The organism is Sulfurisphaera tokodaii str. 7 (genome assembly GCF_000011205.1).
GTDB lineage: Archaea > Thermoproteota > Thermoprotei_A > Sulfolobales > Sulfolobaceae > Sulfurisphaera > Sulfurisphaera tokodaii.
On record NC_003106.2, the window covers coordinates 180,109 to 204,526 of the forward strand.

At 32.6% G+C, this 24,418-nt stretch carries 34 protein-coding genes, 1 tRNA gene and 4 pseudogenes; 18 read left to right on the forward strand and 21 right to left on the reverse strand.

Features of this window, described 5'->3' with window-relative positions:
• Positions 1 to 26: 26 nt before the first annotated feature.
• Positions 27 to 1,307 carry a glutamine synthetase family protein gene (locus STK_RS00820; protein ID WP_052846175.1) on the reverse strand — a complete coding sequence of 427 codons (1,281 nt, stop codon included), beginning with the start codon at positions 1,305 to 1,307 and terminating at the stop codon, positions 27 to 29.
• A 222-nt stretch (positions 1,308 to 1,529) separates the two neighbouring features.
• Here STK_RS00820 and STK_RS00825 point away from each other — a divergent pair, with 222 nt between their 5' ends.
• Positions 1,530 to 2,144 (forward strand): DUF973 family protein, encoded by a 615-nt coding sequence (locus STK_RS00825; RefSeq protein ID WP_010978094.1) that lies wholly within the window; start codon positions 1,530 to 1,532, stop codon positions 2,142 to 2,144.
• A 480-nt stretch (positions 2,145 to 2,624) separates the two neighbouring features.
• Positions 2,625 to 2,851: pseudogene (locus tag STK_RS15520) on the forward strand (type II toxin-antitoxin system RelE/ParE family toxin).
• On the opposite strand, the gene STK_RS15830 reads toward STK_RS15520, so the two are convergent.
• Complete coding sequence (locus STK_RS15830; RefSeq protein ID WP_269770900.1) at positions 2,817 to 2,948, reverse strand: hypothetical protein; 132 nt, start codon at positions 2,946 to 2,948, stop codon at positions 2,817 to 2,819. The pseudogene STK_RS15520 and the gene STK_RS15830 overlap by 35 nt on opposite strands.
• Positions 2,949 to 2,999: 51 nt before the next feature.
• On the opposite strand from STK_RS15830, the gene STK_RS15115 reads away from it, so the two are divergent.
• From STK_RS15115 to STK_RS00835, 3 genes are all read left to right on the forward strand, one after another.
• Positions 3,000 to 3,191, forward strand: a complete 192-nt coding sequence (locus tag STK_RS15115; protein WP_198429722.1) for a hypothetical protein — start codon at positions 3,000 to 3,002, stop codon at positions 3,189 to 3,191.
• Between the two features lie 316 nt (positions 3,192 to 3,507).
• Positions 3,508 to 3,735, forward strand: coding sequence for a hypothetical protein (locus STK_RS00830; RefSeq protein WP_052846176.1), 228 nt, complete (start codon positions 3,508 to 3,510; stop codon positions 3,733 to 3,735).
• Positions 3,698 to 4,681: an MFS transporter gene (locus tag STK_RS00835; RefSeq protein ID WP_084742610.1), complete on the forward strand. Its 984-nt coding sequence runs from the start codon at positions 3,698 to 3,700 to the stop codon at positions 4,679 to 4,681. Before STK_RS00830 ends, STK_RS00835 begins: the two co-directional genes overlap by 38 nt.
• A 113-nt stretch (positions 4,682 to 4,794) precedes the next feature.
• Here STK_RS00835 and STK_RS00840 read toward each other — a convergent pair.
• Positions 4,795 to 5,067: pseudogene (locus tag STK_RS00840) on the reverse strand (IS5/IS1182 family transposase); the annotation flags it as partial.
• 399 nt (positions 5,068 to 5,466) lie between these two features.
• On the opposite strand from STK_RS00840, the gene STK_RS00845 reads away from it, so the two are divergent.
• Entirely contained in the window at positions 5,467 to 5,985 is a 519-nt protein-coding gene (locus STK_RS00845; RefSeq protein ID WP_010978097.1) for a winged helix-turn-helix transcriptional regulator, read from the forward strand.
• Here the strand turns inward: STK_RS00845 and STK_RS00850 are convergent.
• On the reverse strand, positions 5,976 to 6,248 hold the full coding sequence (locus tag STK_RS00850) for a hypothetical protein (RefSeq protein ID WP_052846177.1): 273 nt from the start codon (positions 6,246 to 6,248) through the stop codon (positions 5,976 to 5,978). The genes STK_RS00845 and STK_RS00850 overlap by 10 nt on opposite strands.
• 62 nt (positions 6,249 to 6,310) lie before the next feature.
• On the opposite strand from STK_RS00850, the gene STK_RS00855 reads away from it, so the two are divergent.
• Positions 6,311 to 6,592, forward strand: coding sequence for a hypothetical protein (locus tag STK_RS00855; RefSeq protein WP_052846178.1), 282 nt, complete (start codon positions 6,311 to 6,313; stop codon positions 6,590 to 6,592).
• A gap of 963 nt (positions 6,593 to 7,555) precedes the next feature.
• Here STK_RS00855 and STK_RS00860 read toward each other — a convergent pair.
• Complete coding sequence (locus STK_RS00860) at positions 7,556 to 8,242, reverse strand: hypothetical protein (protein ID WP_010978098.1); 687 nt, start codon at positions 8,240 to 8,242, stop codon at positions 7,556 to 7,558.
• Between the two features lie 91 nt (positions 8,243 to 8,333).
• Between STK_RS00860 and STK_RS15965 the strand changes: the two are divergent.
• Both STK_RS15965 and STK_RS00865 read left to right on the forward strand, forming a co-directional pair.
• Positions 8,334 to 8,429: pseudogene (locus STK_RS15965) on the forward strand (helicase c2); the annotation flags it as partial.
• A gap of 91 nt (positions 8,430 to 8,520) precedes the next feature.
• Entirely contained in the window at positions 8,521 to 8,829 is a 309-nt protein-coding gene (locus tag STK_RS00865) for a type II toxin-antitoxin system RelE family toxin (RefSeq protein WP_010978099.1), read from the forward strand.
• A gap of 574 nt (positions 8,830 to 9,403) precedes the next feature.
• On the opposite strand, the pseudogene STK_RS14680 reads toward STK_RS00865, so the two are convergent.
• The 4 genes and pseudogenes from STK_RS14680 to zfx1 all read right to left on the reverse strand — a co-directional run bounded on the left by STK_RS14680 (position 9,404) and on the right by zfx1 (position 11,523).
• Positions 9,404 to 10,340: pseudogene (locus STK_RS14680) on the reverse strand (transposase).
• 376 nt (positions 10,341 to 10,716) lie between these two features.
• Entirely contained in the window at positions 10,717 to 10,944 is a 228-nt protein-coding gene (locus STK_RS15525) for a hypothetical protein (protein WP_010978101.1), read from the reverse strand.
• A gap of 108 nt (positions 10,945 to 11,052) precedes the next feature.
• Positions 11,053 to 11,143 (reverse strand) — tRNA-Glu (locus tag STK_RS00885).
• Positions 11,144 to 11,208: 65 nt separating this feature from the next.
• Entirely contained in the window at positions 11,209 to 11,523 is a 315-nt protein-coding gene (gene zfx1, locus STK_RS00890) for a zinc-containing ferredoxin Zfx1 (protein WP_010978102.1), read from the reverse strand.
• A 62-nt stretch (positions 11,524 to 11,585) separates the two neighbouring features.
• Here zfx1 and STK_RS00895 point away from each other — a divergent pair, with 62 nt between their 5' ends.
• Genes STK_RS00895 through STK_RS00905 form a run of 3 tightly spaced genes read left to right on the forward strand, consistent with a single transcriptional unit; the run spans position 11,586 to position 13,590 of the window.
• Positions 11,586 to 12,164 (forward strand): helix-turn-helix domain-containing protein, encoded by a 579-nt coding sequence (locus STK_RS00895; RefSeq protein WP_010978103.1) that lies wholly within the window; start codon positions 11,586 to 11,588, stop codon positions 12,162 to 12,164.
• Positions 12,161 to 13,132: an aminotransferase class I/II-fold pyridoxal phosphate-dependent enzyme gene (locus STK_RS00900; protein WP_010978104.1), complete on the forward strand. Its 972-nt coding sequence runs from the start codon at positions 12,161 to 12,163 to the stop codon at positions 13,130 to 13,132. The genes STK_RS00895 and STK_RS00900 overlap by 4 nt, the downstream gene beginning before the upstream one ends.
• A gap of 23 nt (positions 13,133 to 13,155) precedes the next feature.
• A complete protein-coding gene (locus STK_RS00905) occupies positions 13,156 to 13,590 on the forward strand; it encodes a GtrA family protein (RefSeq protein ID WP_010978105.1) in 435 nt (144 codons plus the stop codon).
• Between the two features lie 5 nt (positions 13,591 to 13,595).
• On the opposite strand, the gene alaXM is transcribed toward STK_RS00905, so the two are convergent.
• Together alaXM and STK_RS00915 are read right to left on the reverse strand one after the other, a co-directional pair.
• The gene (gene alaXM, locus STK_RS00910) at positions 13,596 to 14,297 is read right to left on the reverse strand and encodes an alanyl-tRNA editing protein AlaXM (RefSeq protein ID WP_052846184.1); all 702 of its coding nucleotides are present in this window, start codon (positions 14,295 to 14,297) and stop codon (positions 13,596 to 13,598) included.
• A gap of 15 nt (positions 14,298 to 14,312) precedes the next feature.
• A complete protein-coding gene (locus STK_RS00915) occupies positions 14,313 to 14,570 on the reverse strand; it encodes a hypothetical protein (RefSeq protein ID WP_052846186.1) in 258 nt (85 codons plus the stop codon).
• A gap of 70 nt (positions 14,571 to 14,640) precedes the next feature.
• Here STK_RS00915 and cdvB1/B2 point away from each other — a divergent pair, with 70 nt between their 5' ends.
• Positions 14,641 to 15,285 carry a cell division protein CdvB1/B2 gene (gene cdvB1/B2, locus STK_RS00920; RefSeq protein ID WP_338055441.1) on the forward strand — a complete coding sequence of 215 codons (645 nt, stop codon included), beginning with the start codon at positions 14,641 to 14,643 and terminating at the stop codon, positions 15,283 to 15,285.
• A gap of 46 nt (positions 15,286 to 15,331) precedes the next feature.
• On the forward strand, positions 15,332 to 16,477 hold the full coding sequence (locus STK_RS00925) for a tryptophan--tRNA ligase (RefSeq protein WP_010978108.1): 1,146 nt from the start codon (positions 15,332 to 15,334) through the stop codon (positions 16,475 to 16,477).
• Here the strand turns inward: STK_RS00925 and cbp1 are convergent.
• Complete coding sequence (cbp1, locus tag STK_RS00930; protein ID WP_010978109.1) at positions 16,446 to 16,889, reverse strand: CRISPR DNA repeat-binding protein Cbp1; 444 nt, start codon at positions 16,887 to 16,889, stop codon at positions 16,446 to 16,448. The two genes, STK_RS00925 and cbp1, sit on opposite strands and share 32 nt — an antisense overlap.
• Before the next feature lie 363 nt (positions 16,890 to 17,252).
• Between cbp1 and STK_RS00935 the strand changes: the two genes are divergently transcribed.
• Positions 17,253 to 17,819, forward strand: a complete 567-nt coding sequence (locus tag STK_RS00935) for a LysE family translocator (RefSeq protein ID WP_010978110.1) — start codon at positions 17,253 to 17,255, stop codon at positions 17,817 to 17,819.
• Entirely contained in the window at positions 17,803 to 18,522 is a 720-nt protein-coding gene (locus tag STK_RS00940) for a 5-formyltetrahydrofolate cyclo-ligase (RefSeq protein WP_010978111.1), read from the forward strand. Before STK_RS00935 ends, STK_RS00940 begins: the two co-directional genes overlap by 17 nt.
• On the opposite strand, the gene STK_RS00945 is transcribed toward STK_RS00940, so the two are convergent.
• Positions 18,493 to 18,843 (reverse strand): helix-turn-helix domain-containing protein, encoded by a 351-nt coding sequence (locus tag STK_RS00945; RefSeq protein WP_010978112.1) that lies wholly within the window; start codon positions 18,841 to 18,843, stop codon positions 18,493 to 18,495. The two genes, STK_RS00940 and STK_RS00945, sit on opposite strands and share 30 nt — an antisense overlap.
• Before the next feature lie 107 nt (positions 18,844 to 18,950).
• Here STK_RS00945 and STK_RS00950 point away from each other — a divergent pair, with 107 nt between their 5' ends.
• Entirely contained in the window at positions 18,951 to 19,169 is a 219-nt protein-coding gene (locus STK_RS00950; RefSeq protein WP_052846188.1) for a hypothetical protein, read from the forward strand.
• Here STK_RS00950 and STK_RS00955 read toward each other — a convergent pair.
• The 8 genes from STK_RS00955 to STK_RS00980 all read right to left on the reverse strand — a co-directional run bounded on the left by STK_RS00955 (position 19,156) and on the right by STK_RS00980 (position 23,744).
• On the reverse strand, positions 19,156 to 20,049 hold the full coding sequence (locus STK_RS00955) for an Mrp/NBP35 family ATP-binding protein (RefSeq protein ID WP_052846190.1): 894 nt from the start codon (positions 20,047 to 20,049) through the stop codon (positions 19,156 to 19,158). The two genes, STK_RS00950 and STK_RS00955, sit on opposite strands and share 14 nt — an antisense overlap.
• Entirely contained in the window at positions 20,042 to 20,608 is a 567-nt protein-coding gene (locus tag STK_RS00960; protein WP_010978114.1) for an adenylate kinase family protein, read from the reverse strand. Before STK_RS00960 ends, STK_RS00955 begins: the two co-directional genes overlap by 8 nt.
• An 11-nt stretch (positions 20,609 to 20,619) precedes the next feature.
• Positions 20,620 to 20,781, reverse strand: coding sequence for a hypothetical protein (locus tag STK_RS15120; RefSeq protein ID WP_198429723.1), 162 nt, complete (start codon positions 20,779 to 20,781; stop codon positions 20,620 to 20,622).
• On the reverse strand, positions 20,778 to 21,332 hold the full coding sequence (locus STK_RS00965) for a rhomboid family intramembrane serine protease (protein WP_069168135.1): 555 nt from the start codon (positions 21,330 to 21,332) through the stop codon (positions 20,778 to 20,780). The genes STK_RS15120 and STK_RS00965 overlap by 4 nt, the downstream gene beginning before the upstream one ends.
• Positions 21,329 to 21,961, reverse strand: a complete 633-nt coding sequence (locus STK_RS00970) for a peptidase M50 (protein ID WP_052846192.1) — start codon at positions 21,959 to 21,961, stop codon at positions 21,329 to 21,331. The genes STK_RS00965 and STK_RS00970 overlap by 4 nt, the downstream gene beginning before the upstream one ends.
• A gap of 19 nt (positions 21,962 to 21,980) precedes the next feature.
• Positions 21,981 to 22,580, reverse strand: a complete 600-nt coding sequence (locus STK_RS00975; protein ID WP_010978117.1) for a hypothetical protein — start codon at positions 22,578 to 22,580, stop codon at positions 21,981 to 21,983.
• 11 nt (positions 22,581 to 22,591) lie between these two features.
• Positions 22,592 to 22,756 (reverse strand): hypothetical protein, encoded by a 165-nt coding sequence (locus STK_RS15125; protein WP_184650966.1) that lies wholly within the window; start codon positions 22,754 to 22,756, stop codon positions 22,592 to 22,594.
• Between the two features lie 67 nt (positions 22,757 to 22,823).
• The gene (locus STK_RS00980) at positions 22,824 to 23,744 is read right to left on the reverse strand and encodes a thiamine-phosphate synthase family protein (protein WP_052846193.1); all 921 of its coding nucleotides are present in this window, start codon (positions 23,742 to 23,744) and stop codon (positions 22,824 to 22,826) included.
• On the opposite strand from STK_RS00980, the gene STK_RS00985 reads away from it, so the two are divergent.
• On the forward strand, positions 23,719 to 24,417 hold the full coding sequence (locus STK_RS00985; RefSeq protein ID WP_010978119.1) for a DNA double-strand break repair nuclease NurA: 699 nt from the start codon (positions 23,719 to 23,721) through the stop codon (positions 24,415 to 24,417). The two genes, STK_RS00980 and STK_RS00985, sit on opposite strands and share 26 nt — an antisense overlap.
• The last annotated feature ends 1 nt before the right edge of the window (position 24,418 follow it).

Genomic DNA, 24,418 nt, shown 5'->3' on the forward strand with positions numbered 1-24,418 from the left:
ACCAGTGAGCGTGATCATCAATTACCTTAAACATACTTATATACCTCGTATTCCCAATCTGTTACTAAGCTTTCGAATTCTTCAACTTCAGCCATCTTTACTCTGATAAACTCCTCCACAATTTCTCTCCCTACTCTTTCAATCAGCCTTGTATCCTTCTTTAACTCATTAAGTGCTTCTCTCAAGTTTCTGGGAACATCCTCTATATCTTTTCTGAAATACGCGTTCTCGTTTACCGGTGAAGGAGGTTTTAGACCCCTCTCAATACCGTCAATTCCAGCTTCAATAAATGCCGATAATAGGAGGTAGGGGTTTGTTGTTGCATCTGGTACCCTATACTCTATCCTTCTATCTTGCATACTCATACCAGGATATGGTGTGGGTATTCTTAACATTGCACTTTTGTTATTGTAACCATAAGTTATTTTTGTTGGTGCCCAAGATCCTGGGACCAGTCTTTTATAGGAGTTTACTGTAGGTGCCGCTATTGCTGTTAATGCTTTTGCATGTTCAATTATTCCAGCTATGAAATTATAAGCTAAATCACTTAAACCGTAATTATCGTTAGGATCGTAAAATAAATTTCTTCCATCTTTCCATATACTAAAGTTAAGATGAAGCCCGGAACCAGCCATTTTGTTAAATGGTTTTGGCATAAAGTTTGCTTCAACGTTATATTTCGATGCAATCTGTCTTGCAATTTCTTTAAATAGAATTACTTCATCTGCACTTCTCATTGCATCTTTATGTTGTATGTCAAATTCATATTGCCCCGGACCGTATTCTTTTATAACACGCAATGGAACTATTCCTACGCTTCCCGCAACCTTAGCTATTTCGGGTATTATCTGATTATTGTAATAAGCCCTTGAATCGAAGCATTTAGTATCATCAAAAGGTTTTCTATCCTTAACTAGGTAAAATTCTATTTCGAATGAGGATTTAAACTCATATTCACTGTATTTTTCTAATATCTTTTTGAGAGTACTTCTGGGGTCATACATCCACGGTGAACTACCCTTATAAAGATAACATAATACTACGGCGGAAGGAGGAAAAATAGAAAGTGTGGATAAGTCTGGAGTTAGAAATACATCTTCATCTTGAGGACCAAATGTTCCGTAAGGGGAAATGTAATCCATTGGTGTGAAGCTCATCATTGCCATTGTTAGTCCTATTCCGGTTTTTACTAGATTGTCTACTTCATCGATGTATGCCCCTTTTGATCTTATTATTCCATCTAACCCTACCCATGTAAAGCGTAAAATTTCTACGTTATTCTTTCTTAGTAATTCACTTACGCTCATATTTTTAATAACTGTATGAGAAATTATAAGCAATGATGAAGTATAATACCTGATTGATGAAGAAGGTCTTGAGCTCTGATAAACCTTGGATACACTTAAAATCGGACTACTTAGTGCATTAGGTAGAGTTAAAGTATGTAAGAATAAACGTAGAATAATGTGTGACTTCACTATCTATAACTTGTCATAAAACTTATTTGTTCAAGTATCAAAAATTAAATAATGAACGAGGAAATTAAGGGTATTGGAAAGCTGAAAATTGGAGCTTTGTTATTAACTCTTGCAGGGATAATACCACTTGCTGGAACCTTAACTAATTTAAGTATCTTCTTAGGGGTTTTAGCTGAGTCTAATCACAACGTTTCTCAATTTGATCATAAATTCGTAAAAGTAGAACCAATTGTCGTAGATATAGCAATAGGTATGATGGTATCAAGTGCTATCCTTGGCTTAATATCCATTATAATATTTAGAAGTGGTTTTGGGGCATTAAAGAAAATAGACTCCAGATTAGGAATAGGAAGTATTGGGGCATACTTGATATTTGCTTCTATAATTACATATTTTATTTCAAGTTCTAGTCAGATGATTTACTATTCTTATGACAATATAATATTCTTATCAAGTGTTTTTATGCTTATAATTGGGGGCATACTCATAATTATAGGCTTCTATAGAGTGGGGGAGAAATACAGGGAAAACTTAGTAAGTTTAGGAAGTATATTGAGTATAATATTTCCTCTTATAGGTATAGCTTATCTTCTAGTTTATCTAGGTTTAAGAAGTATTGAGAAAAAGCTGAGGCATGAAGAGAATAAAGTAACTAAAGTTATATGAATGGGGTTAGAAAGCTTTTGTAAGAGTACTCAAGGAGTGAATTTCATTAACATTTTAAAAATCTCCTCTAGTACAAGAAATATTATAGATTATATACTAAAAATTTTTGAACAACAAATAGAATATTCAAAGGATCCTTTTTGAATATAATTTATTTCATCATTGTGATATTAAATAATTAATTTGACATTTGGCATTTGTGAAAACCAGGAGGTCACCCACAGATTTAATAGATCTAATTACATACGATCAATTATTATTTCAAAGAATATTATAATTCGTAAAAGAGACACAAACCACACTTTTTGAATAAGCAATTATTTTACTCTTATTATATTATTATCGCTAATAAGATATTAAACAAAAATTAAAAAATTTTTAAATTAGTTTTCTTTTTATTTTTATGGAAATTATGAGGAGTGGAGTGTGAAGTTTATGTTCAATAAGAAAATAAACAGTTTAGAAGAATAAGCGGAACATTTGCTAGATGAATTTGAAAGCGATAAATTGCTTATGCTTATTCTGGAAAAGGTATTACTCATAATCAATAGTCCTTACAAATACGTCAGAGAGAAGCTGGAAAAGCATGTACTGAAACCCTATGTTCTTATGTAGAGGTTACTGGTGATATAAGGATACTTTACAGTATTGATTCAATAAACTTTATTGTATTTATTTGGAAGATGGGATCTCATAAGAGGGTTTAAGGTCCTTAGCCTTATTCTCAACAATTTCCTTAAGCTTAATTATCTCCTCCTTGTCCAATTCAATATAATAGTATTCCCCCTCTTTCCCGGTCTTCATAATTATATAGTTTGTTACAAGCATTAATAAAGGATCCAGTAATTTCCCTCATTGAATTTTGAAAAATTGCTTAAAAATAAAGATACTATGAGTTCTAAGGAGGAACCACATACCATGCCTAACAGACCTAAGTTTGCCAGCGTAGGACCATGGTTATGGGGGATAAGGATTCTGATAGACATTATGGCTTCAGCTTATTTGATAGTTTTAAGAGGAATAGAAGTGATTAAAAATATGTTATAGTCCTTGTTTTAAGCTATTATCTTAACGTTAAACCCATTGCTGGAAAGAAGTTTCAAACATTAAGAATATTCTACAATCACCTAAGGAGTAAACTGGCTAAAAAAGTATTGTAGATTATTCGTCTAAATAGTTAGAACAAGTTTAATTTACGTTGAACGTAATTATTTAAAGAAGAGGAAAAGTTTCTTTAATCTAAGTTCTAGATATAATACAACCTTGATTTAATTCTGAAGGGGCAATGCGATTAAATATGGAAAGGCAATCTTATAAGCTAGAACTTTACACGATATTAGTTTCAAGTAAACTGATCTAAAGGGTGATTAAGATTAGGAAAGAGATAATGGTTACCTCAGTCATAGGCTCAGTCGCATACCTTGAAGGAGCTATGATTACAGCAGCAATCCCATATATCTCCTTACAACTTAACATAAGCGAATTATGTGCATCTCTATTACTTACACTTTTTGCGCTTGTATCCTCCTTCTTATTTATACCCTTCTATTTAATTGAAGAAAAGAGGGGTATTAAGAAATTGCTTTTTTAGGTGCATTATTGTTCTCTTCCTCCGGTATATATTAATTCTTTTAACGAACTCTTTTTTAGTAGCCCTTACTTTAAGATCTTTACAAGGTCTAGGAGCTTCGATGATGTACCCAGCACAACTTGCTTACGCTTCTTCTTTGGAGGGGAGCGAAAGCAGAAATATTGGATTTAACTACTCAATGTTAGCATTAGCACATGTAATAGGAGTACCTTTAGGCTACATTCTAGGTAAGATTAGCTGGAAGTATTTGTTCCTTTTACCCTCATCAATAGTATTTACTTCTTTCTTTTTAACTTCACGTTTAAGAGATCTTAAAGGGAATTTCGGAAATCCTAAATCAGCAATAGGCCCAATGCTATTATTTAACGGTATACTGGTTTCAATCTACTCCCTCTACGTTGGAGTGACGCTAACATTAGCTGGTATTTACTCGTTAAATAAATGGAAATTGGAGAAGAGATTCCTTAAACCCTTAATTTCTGGCTTTATGCACTCCCTCTCAAGATATGCTGTAGTAGAATTCCTAGTCTTAAGCTATACTGGCTTAAATCCACTTCTAGCTATAACGTTAACAATACTCTTCCCATTACCCATGGCAATCATATCTGCACCCCTCGGTAAAATCATTGGGAATAAGAGTAAGATTTTTGCTATCTCAGGTTTCTCAATTATGCTACTCAGCTGGTTATTACTTGTTAACAAGCTCTTAGGAACAATACTACTGGGAATTGGGACTGCTATTACTACAGCATCTAACACTGCTTATACTATGAAAAATTTAAGACTAAAAGATAGGGTTGTTGGCTCAGCAATGAAATCCTTGGAGGGAGTAGTAGGTATTTCTGTAGGACCTTCAATTGCAATAGTATTATATCACTTTACGTTTGGTGTTGAACTAGCCATCTTCTTACTTAATCTAGTAGCCATAATGTTAATTATATTGTAACTCATTTTTTACAATCAGAATTACTTTATCGATGGATCTTAGGTTACTGTGATATATGCTAAGACCGTTTGGTTAAAGTAATCATAGGCTTCAGCAGTATAAAACCCCGACTATGAGGACTTTAATAGGATCTCGTTAACTTTGAGGAAACGCTTTACCACAATATTTGTAGCTGCGAGTTCAATTGTCCCCCTATAAGACTCTTTATAGAGTACCATAACAATCAGCATCTTCAAGTAAGTCAAGGGGTCATATTCAGTGAACTTGAAACCCTCGAACTCTCTTCTGACCACCAGCTCTTTCAAGATCTCCTCCTCGCAATCCAAAAGATATTTACTCTTCCAACCCAATTGGGGGATTACGCTTTGGTAAATTTCGATGTCCATTGTATAACCTAGGCGTAATCCCCCTTAAGTATTATCCAATTGGGTTCTGTAATTCTTGCTTTTACTATAAAAATTTGTTAATAAAGTAAATTACATTAATTACACATTGGACGCTCTCTCCTGGAGTAATGAGTTTGTATTCATCCGATATTTTGTTTGGTTAATTTTTAAAAAGTTTTTAAGGTTCCCTTAAACTGCAAGGATTTTCCTATAAATGCTATCCGTGAACAACTTTTCTCCTTTCTCCATTTCCTTTAATACTTCCAAATAATGTATAGGGTATAGATTTTTTAGCATCTCGAGATTCGATATATCTTTTATTGTTTATAAACTTATCTCTTTATATTGATACGATATAAGAGACATAGCATTAAAAGAGAGTTTTTCAATAATCGAAACATGAGTAAAAAATTCGAAACTTATGCGGAGGAGTTTTTCTCCACTCGCGAAAGAATTTTAATTACGTTATGTAAAGAGGACGGGATAACGGTTAGGGAATTAATAAATAGGTCAAAAATCAGTTCTTCAGCTTACCGTTCTCCTCTAGATTTCCTAATAAAGATAGGATTAGTTAAAATAGAGAAAGCAGGAGAGAAAAAGATGGTAGTTAAGCTAACTAATAACGGTAGAGAAGTTTGTAAAAAGCTCCAGGAACTTTATGAGATATTAAAAAATATGAAACCTATAGTAGAAATTTACCCTGGACTATCCTTACCTGTAGATGAGCTGGAGAAACTGGTTGATAAATACCTAATTATAGGAGGTACACCGCCAAGAATAATGGCAGTAGCAAACGACGACGAGGAAGCTAGGAACAAATTTTTAGACTTATCCGATAAAGCCGACCTTAATAGGGAGGCTGATTTTCCTAAGGCTATAATATTTCTAACAAGAGATATGTTGAAACTCTATTTATGATTCAGTTCATCAATTTCTTTTTTTACTTCTTCTGGTAGCATGTTGTAAACGTTTTTCATTTCCTCCCAATTTAAGAGGTGATACCATTTAGCCTTCTTAGCTTTTACCAGCAAATAGTCCCCGTTTTTTAATTCCAACTCCTTAGCCTTCTCTATGGGGACTGTTATCCTGTAAGTAATATACTCTTTCCCGTTTTTCTTGCTCTTAGTTACGGAAACTTTACTTACAAAAACTAACTCCTTTTCCAATTGTTTACTTTCCATGATTATCACTTTCTGGTGAAAACTTATAAATCTTGTTATGAATAAAATGATTCTGGCAGAAAATGTCTAAATGCAGTATCGAGATACTTGATGCAATACTAGTAGCAGTTTACGATGCTACCAACGGTTCATTATCAGCTCACATCCCTTTAGAAGCAGTATTGAGGAGGTTTCCAGGGCATTTAAGAGGAGATGTAAGGAGGTGTATTAAAGAACTGATCAAAAGAGGACTAATTACATTACACCCTACTAGAGGATCTACTACTTATCAATTAACTCAGAGAGGGTTAGAATGCTCAACTAAACTAATTAAAGGAGAGATCTCGTCAGTAGAAGAATGTTAATTGTCCCGATATTCGAGATAGAAAAATTTTTAAATAGGAACTAATATATCGTATCTCGATACAAAATGATTTCCACACAAATCCCCAAAAGTTATGTAAAAAGTGTTTCCGTTTTTTACACCAGTGTCGAGAACAATTTCATTCATTTGTAATTTATTCAAAATTACCTTAAATCCCTCTTCCTTTTAAACACTTTAATTATACAATAAAAATTCAAATAGAGATTAAAATTGTAACGCCTTTTACTATCAGTAAAGAGATCCGACGATAAATTGAAACTAAATTTACACTTTATATAATTTATATCAAATTAAAAATATTGTTGTCCACACTGGGAAATGGAGGAGGTTCGCTTTAGCCCACTATAGGTATGATAACCCCGCAGTAAATGGTTTAGCAATCTTTGCCGGTTTTCTGCTTCTGCTAATCGCATATTACATTAATAATTTCTATTATTATTTCTAATGAAATAATAATTATGTGAAGTTAAAAAACAGAAAGATTTTTAAATATGTTTTTATAGAATTAGAAATCGGGGATGAGGGGATGATGAGCACGACACGAGTTGACCTATGATAGGGCATCGTTGCTCTGACCTGACCCCCCCATCCCTAATTTAATCTTATCCTCCTAACTATTAAGCTTTCTTCTCATTGAATTTTGAAAAACTGTATTGAATATACTAAATACGCAAGTGTTGGATCCCAGAGTAAAATGATGCGAGAGAGAAATTGAAATAACTCCCAGCTTAACGTTCAAAAATTAGCTTATTATTCTTTCGATGCTTTTTATATCGTCCTTAACCCACACGATTTTTAGAATAACACTATCACTCTGAAGTTTGAAAGTAGTGAGTCCAGCACTTTATCTAGTTGGAAGTAGACCTTTAGTGGCTTTGTAAAGTAGTTGATATTCTTTATCCTCTCATTTTTTCTTCAATGAATATAATAGTCTATATTAAGCTTATGATTTGCTGGAATTTTTTGCTAAAACATTTAGAAGATCTTCGTATTTTACGTAATAACTAAGTATCATTAGTGAGTTTACCTTGTTGAGCACCTCATTTATCTCATTACATAATTCTTTATTCTTTCTGCATATTCCATCATCTAAAAGAAATATTCCGGCATCTTTACAGACTTCATATTTCTTCAAAGTGTTCAATATAACTATTTTCCTTTTGAGATCTTCTACTATATTCCATGTGGTCGGAAAATAATGATAATATTTAAATTCTATACAGTAAAGAAAAGGTGGCTCGTCTTCGGTAACAATTAGGTCTATTTCAGGGAGCCATGTTCTTTTCATACTAAGATCCTTCCTTAGGGCGATAACTGCCTTACTCAATCTTTCGTAAAAGCTCGTTATAACGCTGAAATTCTCCGGTTTCAACTTATAGCTTATATGCAGATGGACATCAGACGTATTCTTCAGCTTTTGTAAAAGTATGTGAGAAAATATCATAACGAGATCTTGTTCATGCCATATATGGCCCCACAAACCATAAGCCTTTTCAAGAAGACTCAATTTCTTGTCATGATCATCCTCCATTCTCATCAAATCGACCAATCTATCCCAATACCTACACCTTTCAATATACCAAATTATAGTATCGTTCCATACTTTTGCTAGTACTTCACGATTTAACATCCCTTTACCCTTAATGTAACATGTACTCGACGAATATAATAGTCTTTGGATTTATAGCATGATTTCACCGAGAACATCGATTCAGAGATCCAGTGACTCTGTGAAAATCTATCTATGTGATTCAAGATGTAAGGAGTACTTTTCTGACTTAGGTATTTCCGAAAAAGAGATTAAGCTTTTTGGATAAGCGATTTTACTATTTATTTAGTTATTATTTCTAATGAAATAATATACGATAAGAGAAAGATTTTTAAATAAGCTTATCTTTTTATCTTATTGTGGTTTGTGAGAAGTGGATTTTCAGATTTTTAGTTAAGGGTGAGATGGATAGAAAAGAGTTTATAGAATGGTTGAAAAGGAATTTTCCTCAATCGAAACTTCTAAGGCTTATTCTTGAAAAATTGGAGTTAATAAATGAAGATCCATTTAAGTACGCTAGGGAGAAGCTTGGAATAGATAAATACGGAAACCCAATGTTCTCAATAGAAGTTACTGGAGATATAAGGATACTTTACAGTGTGGATTCAAAAAATTGTGTAGTTTTTATTTGGGAGATCGGATCTCATAAGAAGGTTTATGGGCGTTAGCCTTCTCCTCCTCTTCAATTTGTTTAATAGCCTCCTCAAATACTTCCCTTAATTCATTAAAGTCACTGAATTCAACAAAAGTGTCTTCTCCTTTCTTCACAGTCTTCATATGTATAAACTTCTCACAGAGGTTATTAAAGCAATATGCTGATTGAATTTTTCCTTATTGAATTTTGAAAAAATGGACTAACAGAGTAGATATACACTAGTCGTCAAATTTTGTTGTAAGAAAAATTGAAATAACTCCCCAGTTTAATGAGAAGAAATAAGTAGACTAGGAAAAAGGTTACGGTGGAGAAGAGGGAGTGTGGAGCTTCTGGTATAAAAACCTTTCCATCGAAAATCAAGCATAGTCCCCACTACTCCCACGGGGGAGCGTCCAATCCGTAATTAATGTAAATAACTAAATAAAGTAAAAAGTTATAAAAAACGTTTGCTCAGAATTAAATTCACTTAATTACTAAGAGTGAAGTAATATAAAATCAATTTATTAAAAGCAATTACAAATAATCTCGCAATTTTCGATAACCCAAGCTGAGAGAATTTTTCTAACATGCTTTCACACAGAGTTTTTCTAGTGTAAGACTCGCCTCTTCCTAAGAGCCCTAAACCGCTGAATACTATAAGCTAAACCTACGAGATTAGCAAAAGTATTCAACACCTCTAAACTCCTAGCATAACACCTCATGTGCTCCTTAAGAAAAATCCCAAAGAACTCAACACCACTCCTCAAAACCTCCAAACCCCTCCTAATTACCTTACCCCTCTCCACAAGCGTAACCACATTAGGCACAATAGGAGACCTCGAATCAGAAACATTAGCCAAAACCAACTCAACCTTAGATACCATAAGGGTTTTAGAAGAAACCTCAGCAAAACACTTCCCCCCAAACCAAGCCTTACCCCACTTCCTACCTTCACGCTCCCTAACAGTATAATCCCTAGGGAAATGAGAGAAAAGCTCCTCCCTCTTTCCCTCATCAAGTGAGGCTAGCACCTCATGAGGCTTCCTCTTAGAATCAATCTCCCTCAAATCAAGCAATAACTTCTCAATATGAGTCTCAATACTCTTCTTACCATTAGGTAACTCAACGGGAAAACTATCAAGTAACCTTATATCCCTTCCAAACTCAGCTAGTAGATGGTGTGTTGGGAGTTGTTCCTCTTCAACGAGTGACTCCAACTTGAATACCTTGAGGAGTAGGTCCTTTATTCTGTCACTAAACTTGTGGACGAACCAGTGTAGTGAGGACTTTGATGGGATCTCTTTAACTTTGAGGAAACGCTTTACCATTGGTAGCTGCAAGTTCAATTGTCCCCCTATAAGACTCTTTATAGAGTACCATAACAATCAGCATCTTCAAGTAAGTCAAGGGGTCATATTCAGTGAACTTGAAACCCTCAAACTCCCTTCTGATCACCAGCTCTTTCAAGATCTCCTCGCAATCCAAAAGATATTTACTCTTCCAACCCAATTGGGGGATTACGCTTTGGTAAATCTCAATTCCCATTGTATAACCTAGGCGTAATCCCCCTTAAGTATTATCCAATTGGGTTCTGTAATTCTTGCTTTTACTATAAAAATTTGTTAATAAAGTAAATTACGTTAATTACACATTGGACACTCTCTCGGGTGAAAGTGAGAAGCCTAAGTCCCTCATAGCGTATTTTATATGCCTCAGTCTTTCTTCTCTAGTTACTTTACTCTTCTGTTCCAGGGTTTTTCAAACAGTTTTAGATCCTCTTCAGTAACTACGTAACTATTCGTATTCTGTCTGACATAATCTCCTTAGAACCTATTCAACATCATGAATAACAGAGATCGGAACTGAGGATCCTCTACAGCAGTATTCACTACTTTTAGTATGTCGTTTATGTCAGCCTTCTCTATATCTTCTTTCCGTATAATATCCTCGCAATCTCATCTGGTGCCAAAAATTGTAGCACTTTCTCCATTACTTCTTTAGGTATTTCCCTCAACCCTTTCTTATACCTCCAACTTGAAGCTTTCGAAATCCCTAACTGTTCATACGTTATCCCTTTTTCTTCAGTTGTATAAATGAATAATCGAATTTTTTGCTCATTTGTGAGTTTATCTAAATCTAAAATTGGCATATCATTAGTTTCCAGTCTGGGTTTTAAGATGGTTTCCAATTTTTCCTAGATGGTTTCCGACCTAAGCCATAACCTCTCATCTGATCTTTCAATTTAATTAAAAATTAGTGCCGCGGCCGGGATTTGAACCCGGGTCACGGGCTCGAAAGGCCCGCATACTTTCGGCGCAGCGTGCTTGACCGGGCTATACTACCGCGGCGTCTCGTAGTAAAAATAAGACGTAGGTAATATTTAAGATTAACTAATAAAAGGAGAAAAATGGTTTTATGGTGGTTTTACATCAATTGCAGCTACTGGACATACGTTTACACAAGCCATACAGAATATACATGCTTGTTCATTAACCGGATCTGCTTTCTTTTCCGAAGCTGGATGTCCTGGTGTATCATACCATTGAAATACATTTACTGGACATGCATTTATACATGATCCGTCTGCAATACATAAGTCGAAGTCTACTCCAACTATTGTCCCATGTATTCCGAGGACTTTTGGTGGTTCTACTGGGCCATATACTTTATGTCCACTATGTTCTCCTACTACCTGCCTATTTGTTCTATAGTTTGGATCGATTCCCATTCGAATCCCCAATTACTAAATTGCAATGCTTTAAAATATTTTAATCCCCTAATATATTCGGGATGTTACTTCACGTCACTTTAAAAACTCCTATTGAAGATTGGATATCTATAAATAATATCTATACTACTTCTATTACTATTTTGGATATAAGACCAGATTCTTCTTCATATAGAGTTTTAATCGAGTATAAGGGGAAAGATAATGAAAAGTTTCTTTCATCTTTTACAAAAGTTTCGAAAAATAGTTATTTAGGTACTCTACAAGTTAATTCGAAAATAATTTCTATTCTTTCAAAATATACTATTATGCAAGGAAATGTGGTATTAGATTCTATAATTTGGACTGTTATAGTTGATGGTTACCAAGAGCTTAAAAGGTTATTGAAAGAATTCGTAGATAATAAAATCGATGTTAAGGTTCTGAAGGTTGTTAAGGCTAAGTCTGATGCTACAATAACTGCAAGACAAGAGCAGATTATAAAAATTGCCTTAGGGGCCGGTTATTTTGATTTTCCAAGGAGGATAACATTAAATCAGTTAGCTGAAAAATTAAACATAAGTTCTTCTACGTTAGCTGAGATATTAAGAAGAGCTGAAAAGAATATTATTGAGGCTTACTTTAAGGAGAGAGGCTTATGAAGCATGGAGGAGTAAAGTGGGGTAAGGATGGACCAGAACATATTAATGATTTTAGTGTGAATTTGAATCCTTTAGGAACTTTGCCCAGAGTACATGAACTTATAGATGAAGCGGTGAAGAAGAGGGTTTACTCATTTTATCCACCAGAAGATTATAAGGAAATAAAGGAGTTTATAGCTGAACTTTATAATGTTGATATTGATTTAATTGGTGTTTTTAATGGTTCCTCAGAAGTAATAAAACTACTAGATGCTTGTGATGTTCCAGAACCAAATTTTTCTGAGTATAAGAGGAAACGTAGTTATTTTGCAATAGAGAGAGAAAATTACTTTGAATATTATCTCTCTGGGGATTGTGTCATAACTAGTAATCCAGTTAATCCTACTGGGAGTATGATTAAAGAGAAGGATATTATCAATTTTCTATCCTTTGGAAGAAAATTAATACTAGATGAATCTTTTGCAGATATAAGTCTAATAAAGAGTTCTATTAAATATACTGAAGAGTTTAATAATCTTCTTATAATTTCATCTTTTACAAAATCCTTATCTATTCCAGGGTTAAGAATAGGTTTTTCTATTGGAAAGAATTCAAGAAAATTAGAGGAGAAAGCACCGCCTTGGAGGATAAATAGTATTGTGTATTATGTTTTTGTTAATCTAGATCCTAAGGAGGTTAGGGATTTTTTTGAAAGATCTAAGAGAGAGATTGAAAGGCTTATTAGCGTTTTAAAAAGCACTAAAGCTAAATTTAAAATATATGATACAGTAGCCCCGTATTTTTTGGCTGAATTTCCTATCCCTACTAAAGAGTTAAATATGAAGCTAAGGAAATATGGGTATCAGATTAGAGAGCCAGAGGGTTTTTTAGGTTTAAGACCAACCCACGGCAGAATTTCTTTAAAAAATAACTTTAAAGAGCTAATATTTTTAATAAATAAGATTCTTGATTGCGAAAAACTTTATTAATCATTATCTTTTATTATCTACTTGTGTTAGAAAAAGTTATTAAATATGCTATTGTTGGTGGATTAGGTACTATTGTTAATGAGGGAATTCTTTTATCTACTAAACCTTTCATACCTATTGCTATCTCACTAGCATTAGCAATCGAAATATCTATTTTATTTAATTTCATCCTTAACGACATATGGACTTTTAAAGATTCAAGAAAGGGCAAAATTATAACTAGATTATGGAAATTTCATGTTTCTTCTTTAGTTGGCGGTATAGTACAGTATGTTATTGTGATTTCTCTTGTAGTTTTATTTATACATTTTGGTAATCTAACGCAGTTATTATTTCTTCTATTCTTTTCAAGCTTGCATCTATCCTCTTTATATTTAGCTATAATCAATTTTCTAGGTATAGTTGCTGGTTTTGGAGTAAGGTTTATTCTTAGTATAAGGTATGTCTGGGAGATTTGAATATTTTAGGGTTTTACAGTATAATATATTCTTTTTTTGCCTTTTCCTCTATTCTCAATTTTTAAAGGTACTATTTCTCCTATTTCTAAAGTATTAGAAACGTGAGGTCCTCCATCAGCTTGAATATCTATTCCTTCAATTTCCACAATTCTCCATATGTCTATATTTGGTGGCATTCTTTCAGCTAACTTTACAATTCCTGGTATTTTGAGTGCTTCTTCCTTCTTTAAGAAGTAAATTTTTACTGGTATTCCTTTTTTAGCTATTTCGTTGGCTTCCTTTACTATTTCTAATAGTTTATTCTTATCATCAATATCGAAATCATCTTTAGCATATTCTGGTGAAATGTTTCCGCCAGTTATTTTAGAATTATACTTTGAATATGCTATTGCAGCGATTATATGGGAAGCTGTATGTAATCTCATCATTCTATATCTTCTTTCCCAATCTATTACTCCAGTGATTTCATCTCCTTCCTTAAATGGTACCGAGGTAGCTTCATGTGCTATTTCTCCATCTATTTCTTTTACGTTATTAACTTCTATTTTATTTCCGTTAAAGATAAAGTAACCCTTATCATTTTCTACACCTCCTCCTCCAGGATAAAATGCCGTTTTGTCTAAGAACACAAGATTTCCGTCAATTTTTGTGATTTTTGCCTTAAATTCCTTTATATAACAGTCTGTTAGGTAAAGTTTCTCTACTATAACTTAAATTACTACTTACGTTTTTTTAAGCGTAATTATATAGGTTCCAAATTTTTCTGAAAATGAGACTGAAGTTGGATCTACGAACGTTGGCAACTTTATTACTTTTATTACGTTATTACTTTCCTTATCAAAAATGTAAACCCCTTGTTTATCGGCTTTAACTATCAGATTTTCAGATTTTAGATTTCTCCCTCTGAGATCAATTAATACTTTTAAAAGATTACCATTCATGAGTATATCAACATCTGGATCTTCAGTAATGGTGGGCATACTATATACTTATTTTTTTTCCCTTACTTTTAAACCTATATTATGTATAAAACCCCTTTATAAGTTTATCATGCCAAGATATAAATTGCCCATGTTAGGAAAAGAAGACTTCCAAAAGATTTGGGCTGGAAACGAAAAAGTAAAAATACCAAAAAGCAAAGAACCATTAAAATATAGGTTAATTCAGGCTCAGTATAAAATTAGATCAATGATAAGCAGATTAGACTCTTACATTGCTAAAATGCAAGAGAGAGACAGAACACTATTCGAGAGAGTAGTAGAGGCTCAAATGAGTAAGGATCATACAAGGGCAGCGATGTATGCTAATGAGGTTGCAGAAATTAGAAAAATAACGAAGCAGTTAATAACAACTCAAATTGCACTAGAGCAAGTTGAATTAAGATTAGAGACTGTTGGTGAATTAGGAGATATTTACGTAAATCTAATACCAGTAATGGGGGTTATTGGTGAGTTAAAGGCCGCATTAAAGGGAGTAATGCCAGAGTTATCAATTGAGCTAGGCGAATTAGGTGATAGTTTACAAGAAGTAGTAATTGAAGCTGGAGAATTCAGTGGTGTAGGTGGTGTAGGAGTAACTTCATCTCCAGAGGCAAGAAAGATATTAGAAGAGGCATCAATGATTGCAGAACAGAAGATGAAGGAACAATTCCCAGAGCTACCAGCTGGTGGATTGGCATCTTCACAAAAATCATGACCTTTCTTACCACATTTTTAAATTTCTCATTTTTCTTTTTTATATTATGGCTCAAGATTTTAATGTTACCCCTTGGGAAGTAAAAGGAAAAGTAGATTATGATAAGCTAATTGTCCAATTTGGAACTCAAAAAATTACTTCAGAATTAAAGGAAAAGATTAAGAGTATTATTAATGATGAACTCCACGTTATGTTAAGAAGAGATGTTTTCTTTTCTCATAGGGATTTAGATTTAGTTTTAAAAGATTATCAAGATGGTAAAGGATTTTTCCTATATACTGGAAGAGCCCCTTCATTAGGTATGCATATAGGTCATTTAATTCCTTTTATCTTTACTAAATGGTTACAAGACAAATTTAACGTTAATCTATATATAGAGATAACAGACGATGAAAAATTTATGAGGAATCCAGAATATACTTTGGATCAAACTAGACAATGGGCGTATGATAATATTTTAGATATAATAGCTGTTGGATTTAACCCAGATAAAACTTTCATATTTCAAGATACAGAGTATATTAGAAATATGTACCCTATTGCAATAAAAATTGCTAAAAAATTAACATTCTCCGAAGTTAGGGCTACGTTTGGTTTAGATACTTCTTCAAATATAGGAATAATTTGGTATCCAGCATTACAAATAGCCCCTACAATGTTTGAGAAGAGGAGATGTCTAATACCAGCTGGTATTGACCAAGATCCTTATTGGAGATTGCAAAGAGATATTGCTGAGAGCCTAGGTTATTATAAGGCAGCACAGATTCATAGTAAATTCCTTCCTCCATTAACTGGACCCGAAGGAAAAATGAGCTCATCTCAGCCTGAGACAGCAATTTATCTTACTGATGATCCTAAGACTGTTGAAAGGAAAATAATGAAATATGCATTTTCTGGAGGTCAACCTACAATTGAATTGCATAGAAAATATGGTGGTAATCCAGACATAGATGTGTCATTTCAGTGGCTGTATATGTTCTTTGAGCCTGATGATAATAAGATAAAGAAAATAGAAGAAGATTATAGATCTGGTGCACTTTTAACTGGTGAACTAAAACAGATATTAATAGAAAAATTAAATGATTTCTTGGAAGAACATAGGCAGAAAAGAGAAGAAGCTAAGAAATTGGTGAATGTTTTCAAATATGATGGAGAACTTGCTAGAGAGATGTGGAGGAAGATTCACGAATAATACCGTATTTCTTTAAGTAGTATACGATTAGGTTAGTTGATCTATTCAACTTTTTAGCAATCTCGTATATTGATTTACCCTCTTTATACATACTAATAATCTGGTTTATCTCTTCTTGGCTCATCTTTTTTATTCTCTTTCCTAAGTTATGTTCCTTTAAAATTCTAAGTACTGTGGTTTCATTCATATTTAACTCTTTACTTATTCTTCTAGCACTATAACCTTGCTTAGCTAATTCCACTACTCTTTCTATTAACTCTTTAGGTACTTTATTCCTCATTTTTACTCCTTCTTTAACGAGAATATTCCTTACTTTTCCGTAACTCATATTCATCTCTTTAGCTATTTCTCTTATTGTATACCCACTATTATACAGATTTTTGATTTTTTCTATAACTTCTCTTTCCATCACTTTTTTAAAGCTAAAAACCTAAAAATAAACTTTTTTCCATATTCAGTTATGATAAAGATAGGAATCCATAGGTTTCCTTAAAATAAATACCCTAAGGTTAAAGATGCATTCAATTTTTATTCATAATTAATGAAGAAATTATAAATTGAGGAAAAAGTGAAAAGTTAAGTTCACAATAAAAGAAATACATAAGCTACATAATATTTATAAAAACTAAAGTTAATTATTCCATTGAGAAATATAATTAAGAAGTCTTGAAAATAATAAAGGCTGCAATAATGAAGTTTATTTAATATTTAACAGCATGTACTCTCTTAATAATACCTTAAGACTTAAAAAATCAATAATTGACTTAAATATACAATGAATATTTTTTATGCTTTTGGCCTAGGCATAGTCATGGGTTTATCTATTGCTGCACCCCCAGGACCTATAAATGCAATGATGGCCCATGAGTCTATAAGGTCTTCATTACACGGAACTGCAGTAGGAGCTGGTGCAATGACTGCTGATTTCATATTCTTCTGGCTAACTTACTTTTTTAAGAGTATTATTCCTTCTTCAGCTCTCATCTTCTTCTATTTTATAGGAGGAGCATATATGCTTTATTTAGCTTATGGGGTACTTAAGATAAAAGGATTTAAGGCTACTATAAAGGGAAGCTATGTTAAGGGATTAACTACGGCTATAGTTAATCCATACCAGATTAGTTGGTGGCTCACTTTTGGAATTTCAATGCTTCAACAATTTTCTGTTTTCATAGCTCCAGGTTTTTTCACTGGAATTGTTATTTGGATATTCTCTTTCCCAATGATTATTAATAAAATTGGAGAGAGGTATGTTATAGGTGTTAAGATTTTCTCGTTCATAGTACTTTTAGCCTTTGGAATATATATCTTATATCAGGGTATTTATGCTCTCAAAATCTGAAATTAGGGAAAAGATTTGGAAAATTCTTGAAGATACTAACATTGCTTCATTTCCAAGGCCAGTATATGGTAGGATTCCGAATTTTAAAGGAGCAGAAGAAGCTGCAAAAAAATTGACAGAAACTAAGGAGTTTAAAGAAGCAAAAATAGTAAAAGTTAATCCGGATTCTCCTCAAAGACCCGTTAGAGAACTAGTGTTAAGGAGTGGGAAAATTCTTCTCGTACCTACTCCTAGACTAAAAGGAGAGTTTTATTTACTTGATCCTAATAAAATAAAGGATTATAAAGAGGCTTCAAAGATAAGCGGTTTCTCAAGGTTTGGTGAAGTAGTTGATTTAAACTCAATTTCAAGAGTTGATTTTATAGTTGCAGGTTCTGTGGCCGTAACCATGTATGGAGATAGAGTAGGTAAAGGGGAAGGGTATAGTGAATTGGAATTTGCAATATTAAGAGAATTAGGTAAGGTTAATGAAAACACTCCTATAGCTACTACTGTACATGATATACAAATTGTAGATTTTATTCCAACAGAACCTTATGATGTACCTATTGATATTATAGCCACACCTACAAGAGTTATTTACACAAAGAGAAAAAGAGAGAAACCAAAAGGTATTTATCTTGAATACTTAACTAAAGAGAAAATTGAAGAAACTCCATTTTTGAAGAAGTTTTTAACCCAGAGAGGATATAAGTTGCTTTAATTGATCACATAATTCATTAGCTTTTTTCTCTAATTTAGTTCTTATTTCGTCCTTGTTAACATAATACATGAATTTTGGTCTTCCCCCTTTATTATTTCCACTTTTCTCCTTCTCAATCAAGCCAGCATCTGAAAGTTTTTTAAGAATTAAACTCGCTCTACTTTTACTAATTCCTAATTCACTAGAAATTGTATCAACATTCTTACCTTCTTTGCTTTCCATGATTTTAAGAAAAGCTTCTATTTCTGCCTCTGATAGTCCATAGGCTACAGCAAGGAATCTCTTAAAAATTACGCTTTTTTCAGTAATTTCAATACTCATTTTTTACCACCTATCATCTTTAATATTAAATAAACTATTTTTTAAATTTAACCACTATTCTGACTAATAACTTTTTTATACTTTATACGTATTGTATTATACTAAACATGAATAAGGATGAATTAAAAAAAGTTATTATAGATTTACTGAGTAAAGAGGGACCAAAAACATCTACTGAGATAAGAGATATTCTGATAGAAAAAGGTTATGAGTTTGATATGATAAAATTCAGAGAAGCATTAGCTGAACTTGTAAGAGAAGGAAAAGTAAAGAAAGAGGCTAGCTACGAGAGAAAGAAGCTTTTATTTTATGTCACTGCTGATTAGAGTTTTCCACTATATGTATAACTTGTTCAGCAATCCTCATAAACTCTTTTGAAGCTGGATTATCTGGATATTTTAAGAAGAATGGTTCTCCTAGGTCATTAGCTTGAGCAACAATTGGGTCTAATGGAATTTGCCCTAATAAAGGTACTCCCATTTCTTCAGCCATTTGCTTTCCTTTTCCTTCTCCGAAAATATAATATGGTTTATTATCTGATGGACATAAGAAGTAACTCATGTTTTCTATTACTCCTAATATTTTGGCGTTTATCGTTTTTGCAAAATTAATTGACTTCTTTACGGCTAAAGTTGATACTTCTGAAGGTATAGTGACTATTATCATTCCAGTTAAATTAGGAACTAATTGTGCTACTGATAAGGCCTCATCACCAGTGCCCGGAGGCATATCAATGATTAAATACTCTAATTCGCCCCAATTTACATCTCCTAAGAATTGTTTAATTGCAGTATGTTTAATTGCTCCTCTCCAAACCACTGGAGTATCATCTCTAGGTAATAGGAAATCAATTGAAACAACTTTTATTCCGAAAGGACCTATAACTGGGTTTATTCCGCCTTTATCATCTGCTGTTAAATATTGCCCCCTAACTCCTAACATTTTAGGTACAGAAGGACCATGAAAGTCTACATCAACTATACCTACACTTCTTCCCGCAGCAGCTAATGCCATTGCTAGATTAGAGGAGACAAATGACTTACCTACTCCACCTTTTCCGCTTAGCACGGCTATCTTATATTTAACTGTTTTCATCTTCATCTGTATTTTTAAATCAGCTGCTTGAACTTGTTGATTAACTTTTCTTAAATCTCTTGGTTGTTTTTGTGGTTGTGGGGATGATATTCTGAAAGGATTACTACTCATCACTTATACTATCTTCATACGAGCTAATAACCTTATCTAATGAAATTAATAGATCTTGAATTTCCTCTATATTTAACCAGTCCACATTATCACAATTATTTGAGAGAATTTGTTCCACAACCTCTTCTGGTTTTTTATTAGTTACATTAATTTCACAAATATTACCAAAATACTCTTTAGCTTCACCACTTATCACTCCTAAAATTTCAGCCATAACGTTTTCTGCAATTTTTAACTCTCCCCACCCTCTTCTTTTTAATTCTGTATAAAGTACTCTTGGGTCTTTTCTTAATACTATTACTTTATCTGCATGGGAGATTAATGAAGGATATATAGTCTCAATTACAACATTCTTATCCTTAATAAAAGAATCTATTAGTTGGAATGCTTTTTCCTCATCAATAACATAGCTCTGCCTTAATTCATCATATTCAGAAAAAGCCTTATTTTGAATTAAAAATGATGAAACATGAAGCTTTTCAAAACCCAGTTTTTTAGATAGTAAGTCTACAATAGTACTCTTACCACTCCCTGGTGTTCCAGTAATAATTATTATCATAAGTATAAAGTCTACTTTAATGCTAAAATAGTCTCTACTATATACAATATTACTGAAATGCCAATAACTATAATCTTCGTTTGTTTATCCCCACTACCTTTCCATATTTCATAAATTCCATAGGGGAACATTAGTAATCCTATGATTAGAAGCACTTCTTCTACTATGTTCACACTGTTCCTCTTGTTTTATTTATTTTAAAAAATAGTAGTGATAGTAATATTCCAGTTAGAATTCCTCCAGTATGAGCCCAGATATCGACGTCAAAAAATGGTAAAGTATCACTCAAGATAAATACCGAAACAAGAAGAATTATAGAGATTTGATTTAATTGTTTATCTTTAAGATAATCAGTAACAGTATAGTAAGCAAACAAACCGAAAATTCCTCCTGAAGCACCAGCTGATGCAACAAATGGAGGATAAAGATAAAGTGAGAGAATATTTCCTACTATTCCAGCGATAAGGAAAATTATATATTCTAACTTTCCCGCCTCTCCTTTATAAAGCCAGTAAATAAAATACATAGCAATAGTATTAAATGCCCAATCGAAAAAGTTAGGTGTTACGAAAATAGATGTAACTAGCTGCCAATAAAAACCATGAAGGACTAGATAATTTATTTGTATTACATAATAAATCAATGATGATCTTTCTAAAGATAAAATTTGGCCTATTATATATCCAATAGTTATTAAAATAGTCAATACCACTGTAGATTTCATAATACATAATAAGGTACAAAGGTTAATATAAGTGCAAATATTAATGCAATACCCCATATTGCTGAATTCCATCTTAGAACTTTTTGTCCGTCTAATGGAGGAAGAGGTATTAAATTGAAGAATGCAACGTAACTATTGAATGTGAATATTTCTGCTAGCAAGTACAATAGATAAATGTTCGAAATTGGTATAAACAAGAGAGACAAGAGGGATAATATTGCGATAACTAAATTGGTTAATGGACCAGCAAAAGCTGTTTTACCTTCAACGTCTTTTGTCATTAAACCAAATCTACAAAATATCCCAGTATAACCAGAAACGAATACTAAAAACCCAAAACCCGTAAGTCCACTTATTAAGTTTATTAATAACGTAGCGAGAAAACCTTTAAAGCTTAATGTAAATCTTGAAGCACATCCGTAATTCCTTGCAGATTGCCTGTGTGCAATCTCATGGGGAATTATTGCAGTTGTAGCAGTTATTATGGGTATTAATACACCTACTATAACTCCGTTTTTTAAATAATGTGGTCCTATAAATGCTACTGCCAAAGATAGAATAGCTAAGAGAAAGGATAAGCCCTCATTAAGGTTTCTGAATCTCCATTCTAAGTAATCAATGTAGCTCAAATTATCACTACTTGAATTACTAATAAGTAGATAAAATTTTTTTCGAAATTGAACTTGTATAATCTACCGTAGTAGAATCAATCTCCCAAATTATACCCCTATCTTTATAATCAGTTACAATGAAATTTTTATCTATTATACCCTCAAACTTAACCTTAGAAATTTTCCTGAATGAACTAAATATTTCAAATATAATAAATTTATACAGAAAAGGCATTTGTACTCTTAAACAGTTTAAATAATTCACGCTCTTTCGCATAATGTCAAAAATTACTCTATCAAACAGCTCTGGTTTTGAAATTGAAATTTGAATATTACCAGAATAATTTACTATTGCAAGAAAATGTTGAGTTGATTTTTCCGCATCAGTAATCCATAATTCAAGAAAAATTCCAGTATTTGGACAAACAAATGAATACGGTTTTCCGCTTACATGGATCGTTAACATAGGGTTATTTTCTTTTATATAATCTATTATAAAATCAGAAAATATATTCATGTTTATTCCGTTCTGCTCTAGAATCTCTCTTAACTCTTTAGTTAACCCTACTAAGTCACCACTGCTACTTAAGAGCCTACTATCCCCAGCAAAAATATCTACATAAGCTTCGTATCTCACAAAAATAAATATTATTTATTTCTCCTTAAATACTTTGTATATATTTCAGCCTCTATATTCATGTTCTTTAGCAGAATTTTTTCTACGTATTCTTTATCTTCATCATTTATTTCAATATTCTTTATAATCTCCTCTACTTCCTCTAATCTTTTTATTGCTTCTTCTAACTGAGACATAAGAATAAATCGGAATAAGAGGTAATTAAATAATTTGCAAAACAGATTTAGTATTACTTTCTCCCAATTAATTTTCGGTTAACTCTCTGTATTTTTTACCGATTTCTATAACTTTCTTAACTACTTCTACTGGATCCTTACCTAAAACGTAAGTTATAGGCTCTAATCCTTTTCCTCCAAGATGAACTACACAATCAATACCACTATAAAAGGCAGAGTATATCAGGTTAGATATACTTTCATCATCATTCTCATCGCTTGGTCCAACGTAAACTATCCTAAAATTTAGAAAATGTAATGCCTCATCAATCTTTTTATCATATTTTATGTTCATAATTGATCTTATACTGGGATCTTTCTGCATAATCTTAAGAAGTATTGTAGCAAGATGTTTACTAGAGCCCCAAGATGGATTTGAAGCTGGAGTTGGTATTCCCTTAACTTTTGTAATTCTGCCTTCAACTGCTAATACATCATTTATTCCTTTTGGATTCTTTCTTGCAAAAGCTAAGTTACTTAAAACCTCTGGTATTAATGGAGTCACAAACTCATTTTGTAACATGCTTAAAGCTATTTCCATTCTTTCTTCCTCATTTTGCCTATAAATATATCTGCAAATATCACAATCCTGAGGAATATACTTATCATTTTCTTTATGAAATTTGCAAAATTTTAATTCTGATAAATATCTTAATCCTATATCAGTTATATAATACATTGCACTCTTAGTATCATTTTTATTCAATATATTTACTAAATCTTGTGTTATATCTTCTATTTCTTCATCTTTTAATCCTAATTCTCTTAATTTTTCGTATTGGAAATTCTCATCTTCATCTAAGTATTGCTTTACTGCTGGCTGAGTAACACCTAATAAAATTGCTATTCTATTTTGGCTCATACCAAGTTCTCTAAGTTTTTTAGCTATCAATACTTTAATTGTTGGTAGGAGATTATCCGTAATGAGCTCTAATGGAGTTTTTACCACAATTATTAATTTGATTAAGGGTAAATATGGTGAATGGAATTTCACATTTACTGCAATAGATGGGAGTTTTCATGAAGTACAGTACATCAGTGGAAACTTAGCCTATGTTGTAGTTGGTAAAGTTGAAGGAGAAGTTAAACAAAATAAAATCTTAACGTTAAAAATTGACTATGATGAGAAAATTTGTGAAAATTGTAAAGCAGAGGATGAAATGAGGGAAATGGAATACGAAAAAGCTAGGAATGCTTCCTCAGACATAATATTTCTAGATAGGAAAATTAGTATGGATGATTTCAATGAAGATAACGTAATAGCGATAGTTAAAGATCCTTCAGAAAGAATTAGTATAAATGGAGAGACTCCTTGGCTATTACCAATTTATGAAAAGGGAAAAATAAGGGGGGCGTACTTTAAACTTTTCCCATTTAGTTGGGTATTTCTAGTAGAGACAACATTAAACATGAATTGGAGTGAGATTCTGCATATTCTTTACTTTTTGGGTAGTGAACCAATTCCAGAGGCTCTTGGATATAATTATCCACTATTTCTAGCTGATAAGGTAGCTAAATTTTATAGAGATAAAATGACTAAAACATTAGACTTATTTGTATCAAAATTTCCTCAAAGATATAGGCAATTTAGAAGCTTAATAGAAAAAAATAGGAGGAAGTAAA

Bases quoted from the DNA above. Each gene is read 5' to 3' on its own strand.
- STK_RS00820 (WP_052846175.1), bottom strand. From the start codon at position 1,307: ATGAGCGTAAGTGAATTACTAAGAAAGAATAACGTAGAAATTTTACGC.
- STK_RS00825 (WP_010978094.1), top strand. From the start codon at position 1,530: ATGAACGAGGAAATTAAGGGTATTGGAAAGCTGAAAATTGGAGCTTTG.
- STK_RS15830 (WP_269770900.1), bottom strand. From the start codon at position 2,948: ATGAAGACCGGGAAAGAGGGGGAATACTATTATATTGAATTGGACAAG.
- STK_RS00845 (WP_010978097.1), top strand. From the start codon at position 5,467: ATGAGTAAAAAATTCGAAACTTATGCGGAGGAGTTTTTCTCCACTCGC.
- STK_RS00850 (WP_052846177.1), bottom strand. From the start codon at position 6,248: ATGGAAAGTAAACAATTGGAAAAGGAGTTAGTTTTTGTAAGTAAAGTT.
- STK_RS00855 (WP_052846178.1), top strand. From the start codon at position 6,311: ATGTCTAAATGCAGTATCGAGATACTTGATGCAATACTAGTAGCAGTT.
- STK_RS00860 (WP_010978098.1), bottom strand. From the start codon at position 8,242: ATGTTAAATCGTGAAGTACTAGCAAAAGTATGGAACGATACTATAATT.
- STK_RS15525 (WP_010978101.1), bottom strand. From the start codon at position 10,944: ATGCCAATTTTAGATTTAGATAAACTCACAAATGAGCAAAAAATTCGA.
- zfx1 (WP_010978102.1), bottom strand. From the start codon at position 11,523: ATGGGAATCGATCCAAACTATAGAACAAATAGGCAGGTAGTAGGAGAA.
- STK_RS00895 (WP_010978103.1), top strand. From the start codon at position 11,586: ATGTTACTTCACGTCACTTTAAAAACTCCTATTGAAGATTGGATATCT.
- STK_RS00900 (WP_010978104.1), top strand. From the start codon at position 12,161: ATGAAGCATGGAGGAGTAAAGTGGGGTAAGGATGGACCAGAACATATT.
- STK_RS00915 (WP_052846186.1), bottom strand. From the start codon at position 14,570: ATGCCCACCATTACTGAAGATCCAGATGTTGATATACTCATGAATGGT.
- cdvB1/B2 (WP_338055441.1), top strand. From the start codon at position 14,641: ATGCCAAGATATAAATTGCCCATGTTAGGAAAAGAAGACTTCCAAAAG.
- STK_RS00925 (WP_010978108.1), top strand. From the start codon at position 15,332: ATGGCTCAAGATTTTAATGTTACCCCTTGGGAAGTAAAAGGAAAAGTA.
- STK_RS00935 (WP_010978110.1), top strand. From the start codon at position 17,253: ATGAATATTTTTTATGCTTTTGGCCTAGGCATAGTCATGGGTTTATCT.
- STK_RS00940 (WP_010978111.1), top strand. From the start codon at position 17,803: ATGCTCTCAAAATCTGAAATTAGGGAAAAGATTTGGAAAATTCTTGAA.
- STK_RS00945 (WP_010978112.1), bottom strand. From the start codon at position 18,843: ATGAGTATTGAAATTACTGAAAAAAGCGTAATTTTTAAGAGATTCCTT.
- STK_RS00950 (WP_052846188.1), top strand. From the start codon at position 18,951: ATGAATAAGGATGAATTAAAAAAAGTTATTATAGATTTACTGAGTAAA.
- STK_RS00955 (WP_052846190.1), bottom strand. From the start codon at position 20,049: ATGAGTAGTAATCCTTTCAGAATATCATCCCCACAACCACAAAAACAA.
- STK_RS00960 (WP_010978114.1), bottom strand. From the start codon at position 20,608: ATGATAATAATTATTACTGGAACACCAGGGAGTGGTAAGAGTACTATT.
- STK_RS00965 (WP_069168135.1), bottom strand. From the start codon at position 21,332: ATGAAATCTACAGTGGTATTGACTATTTTAATAACTATTGGATATATA.
- STK_RS15125 (WP_184650966.1), bottom strand. From the start codon at position 22,756: ATGTCTCAGTTAGAAGAAGCAATAAAAAGATTAGAGGAAGTAGAGGAG.
- STK_RS00985 (WP_010978119.1), top strand. From the start codon at position 23,719: ATGAGCTCTAATGGAGTTTTTACCACAATTATTAATTTGATTAAGGGT.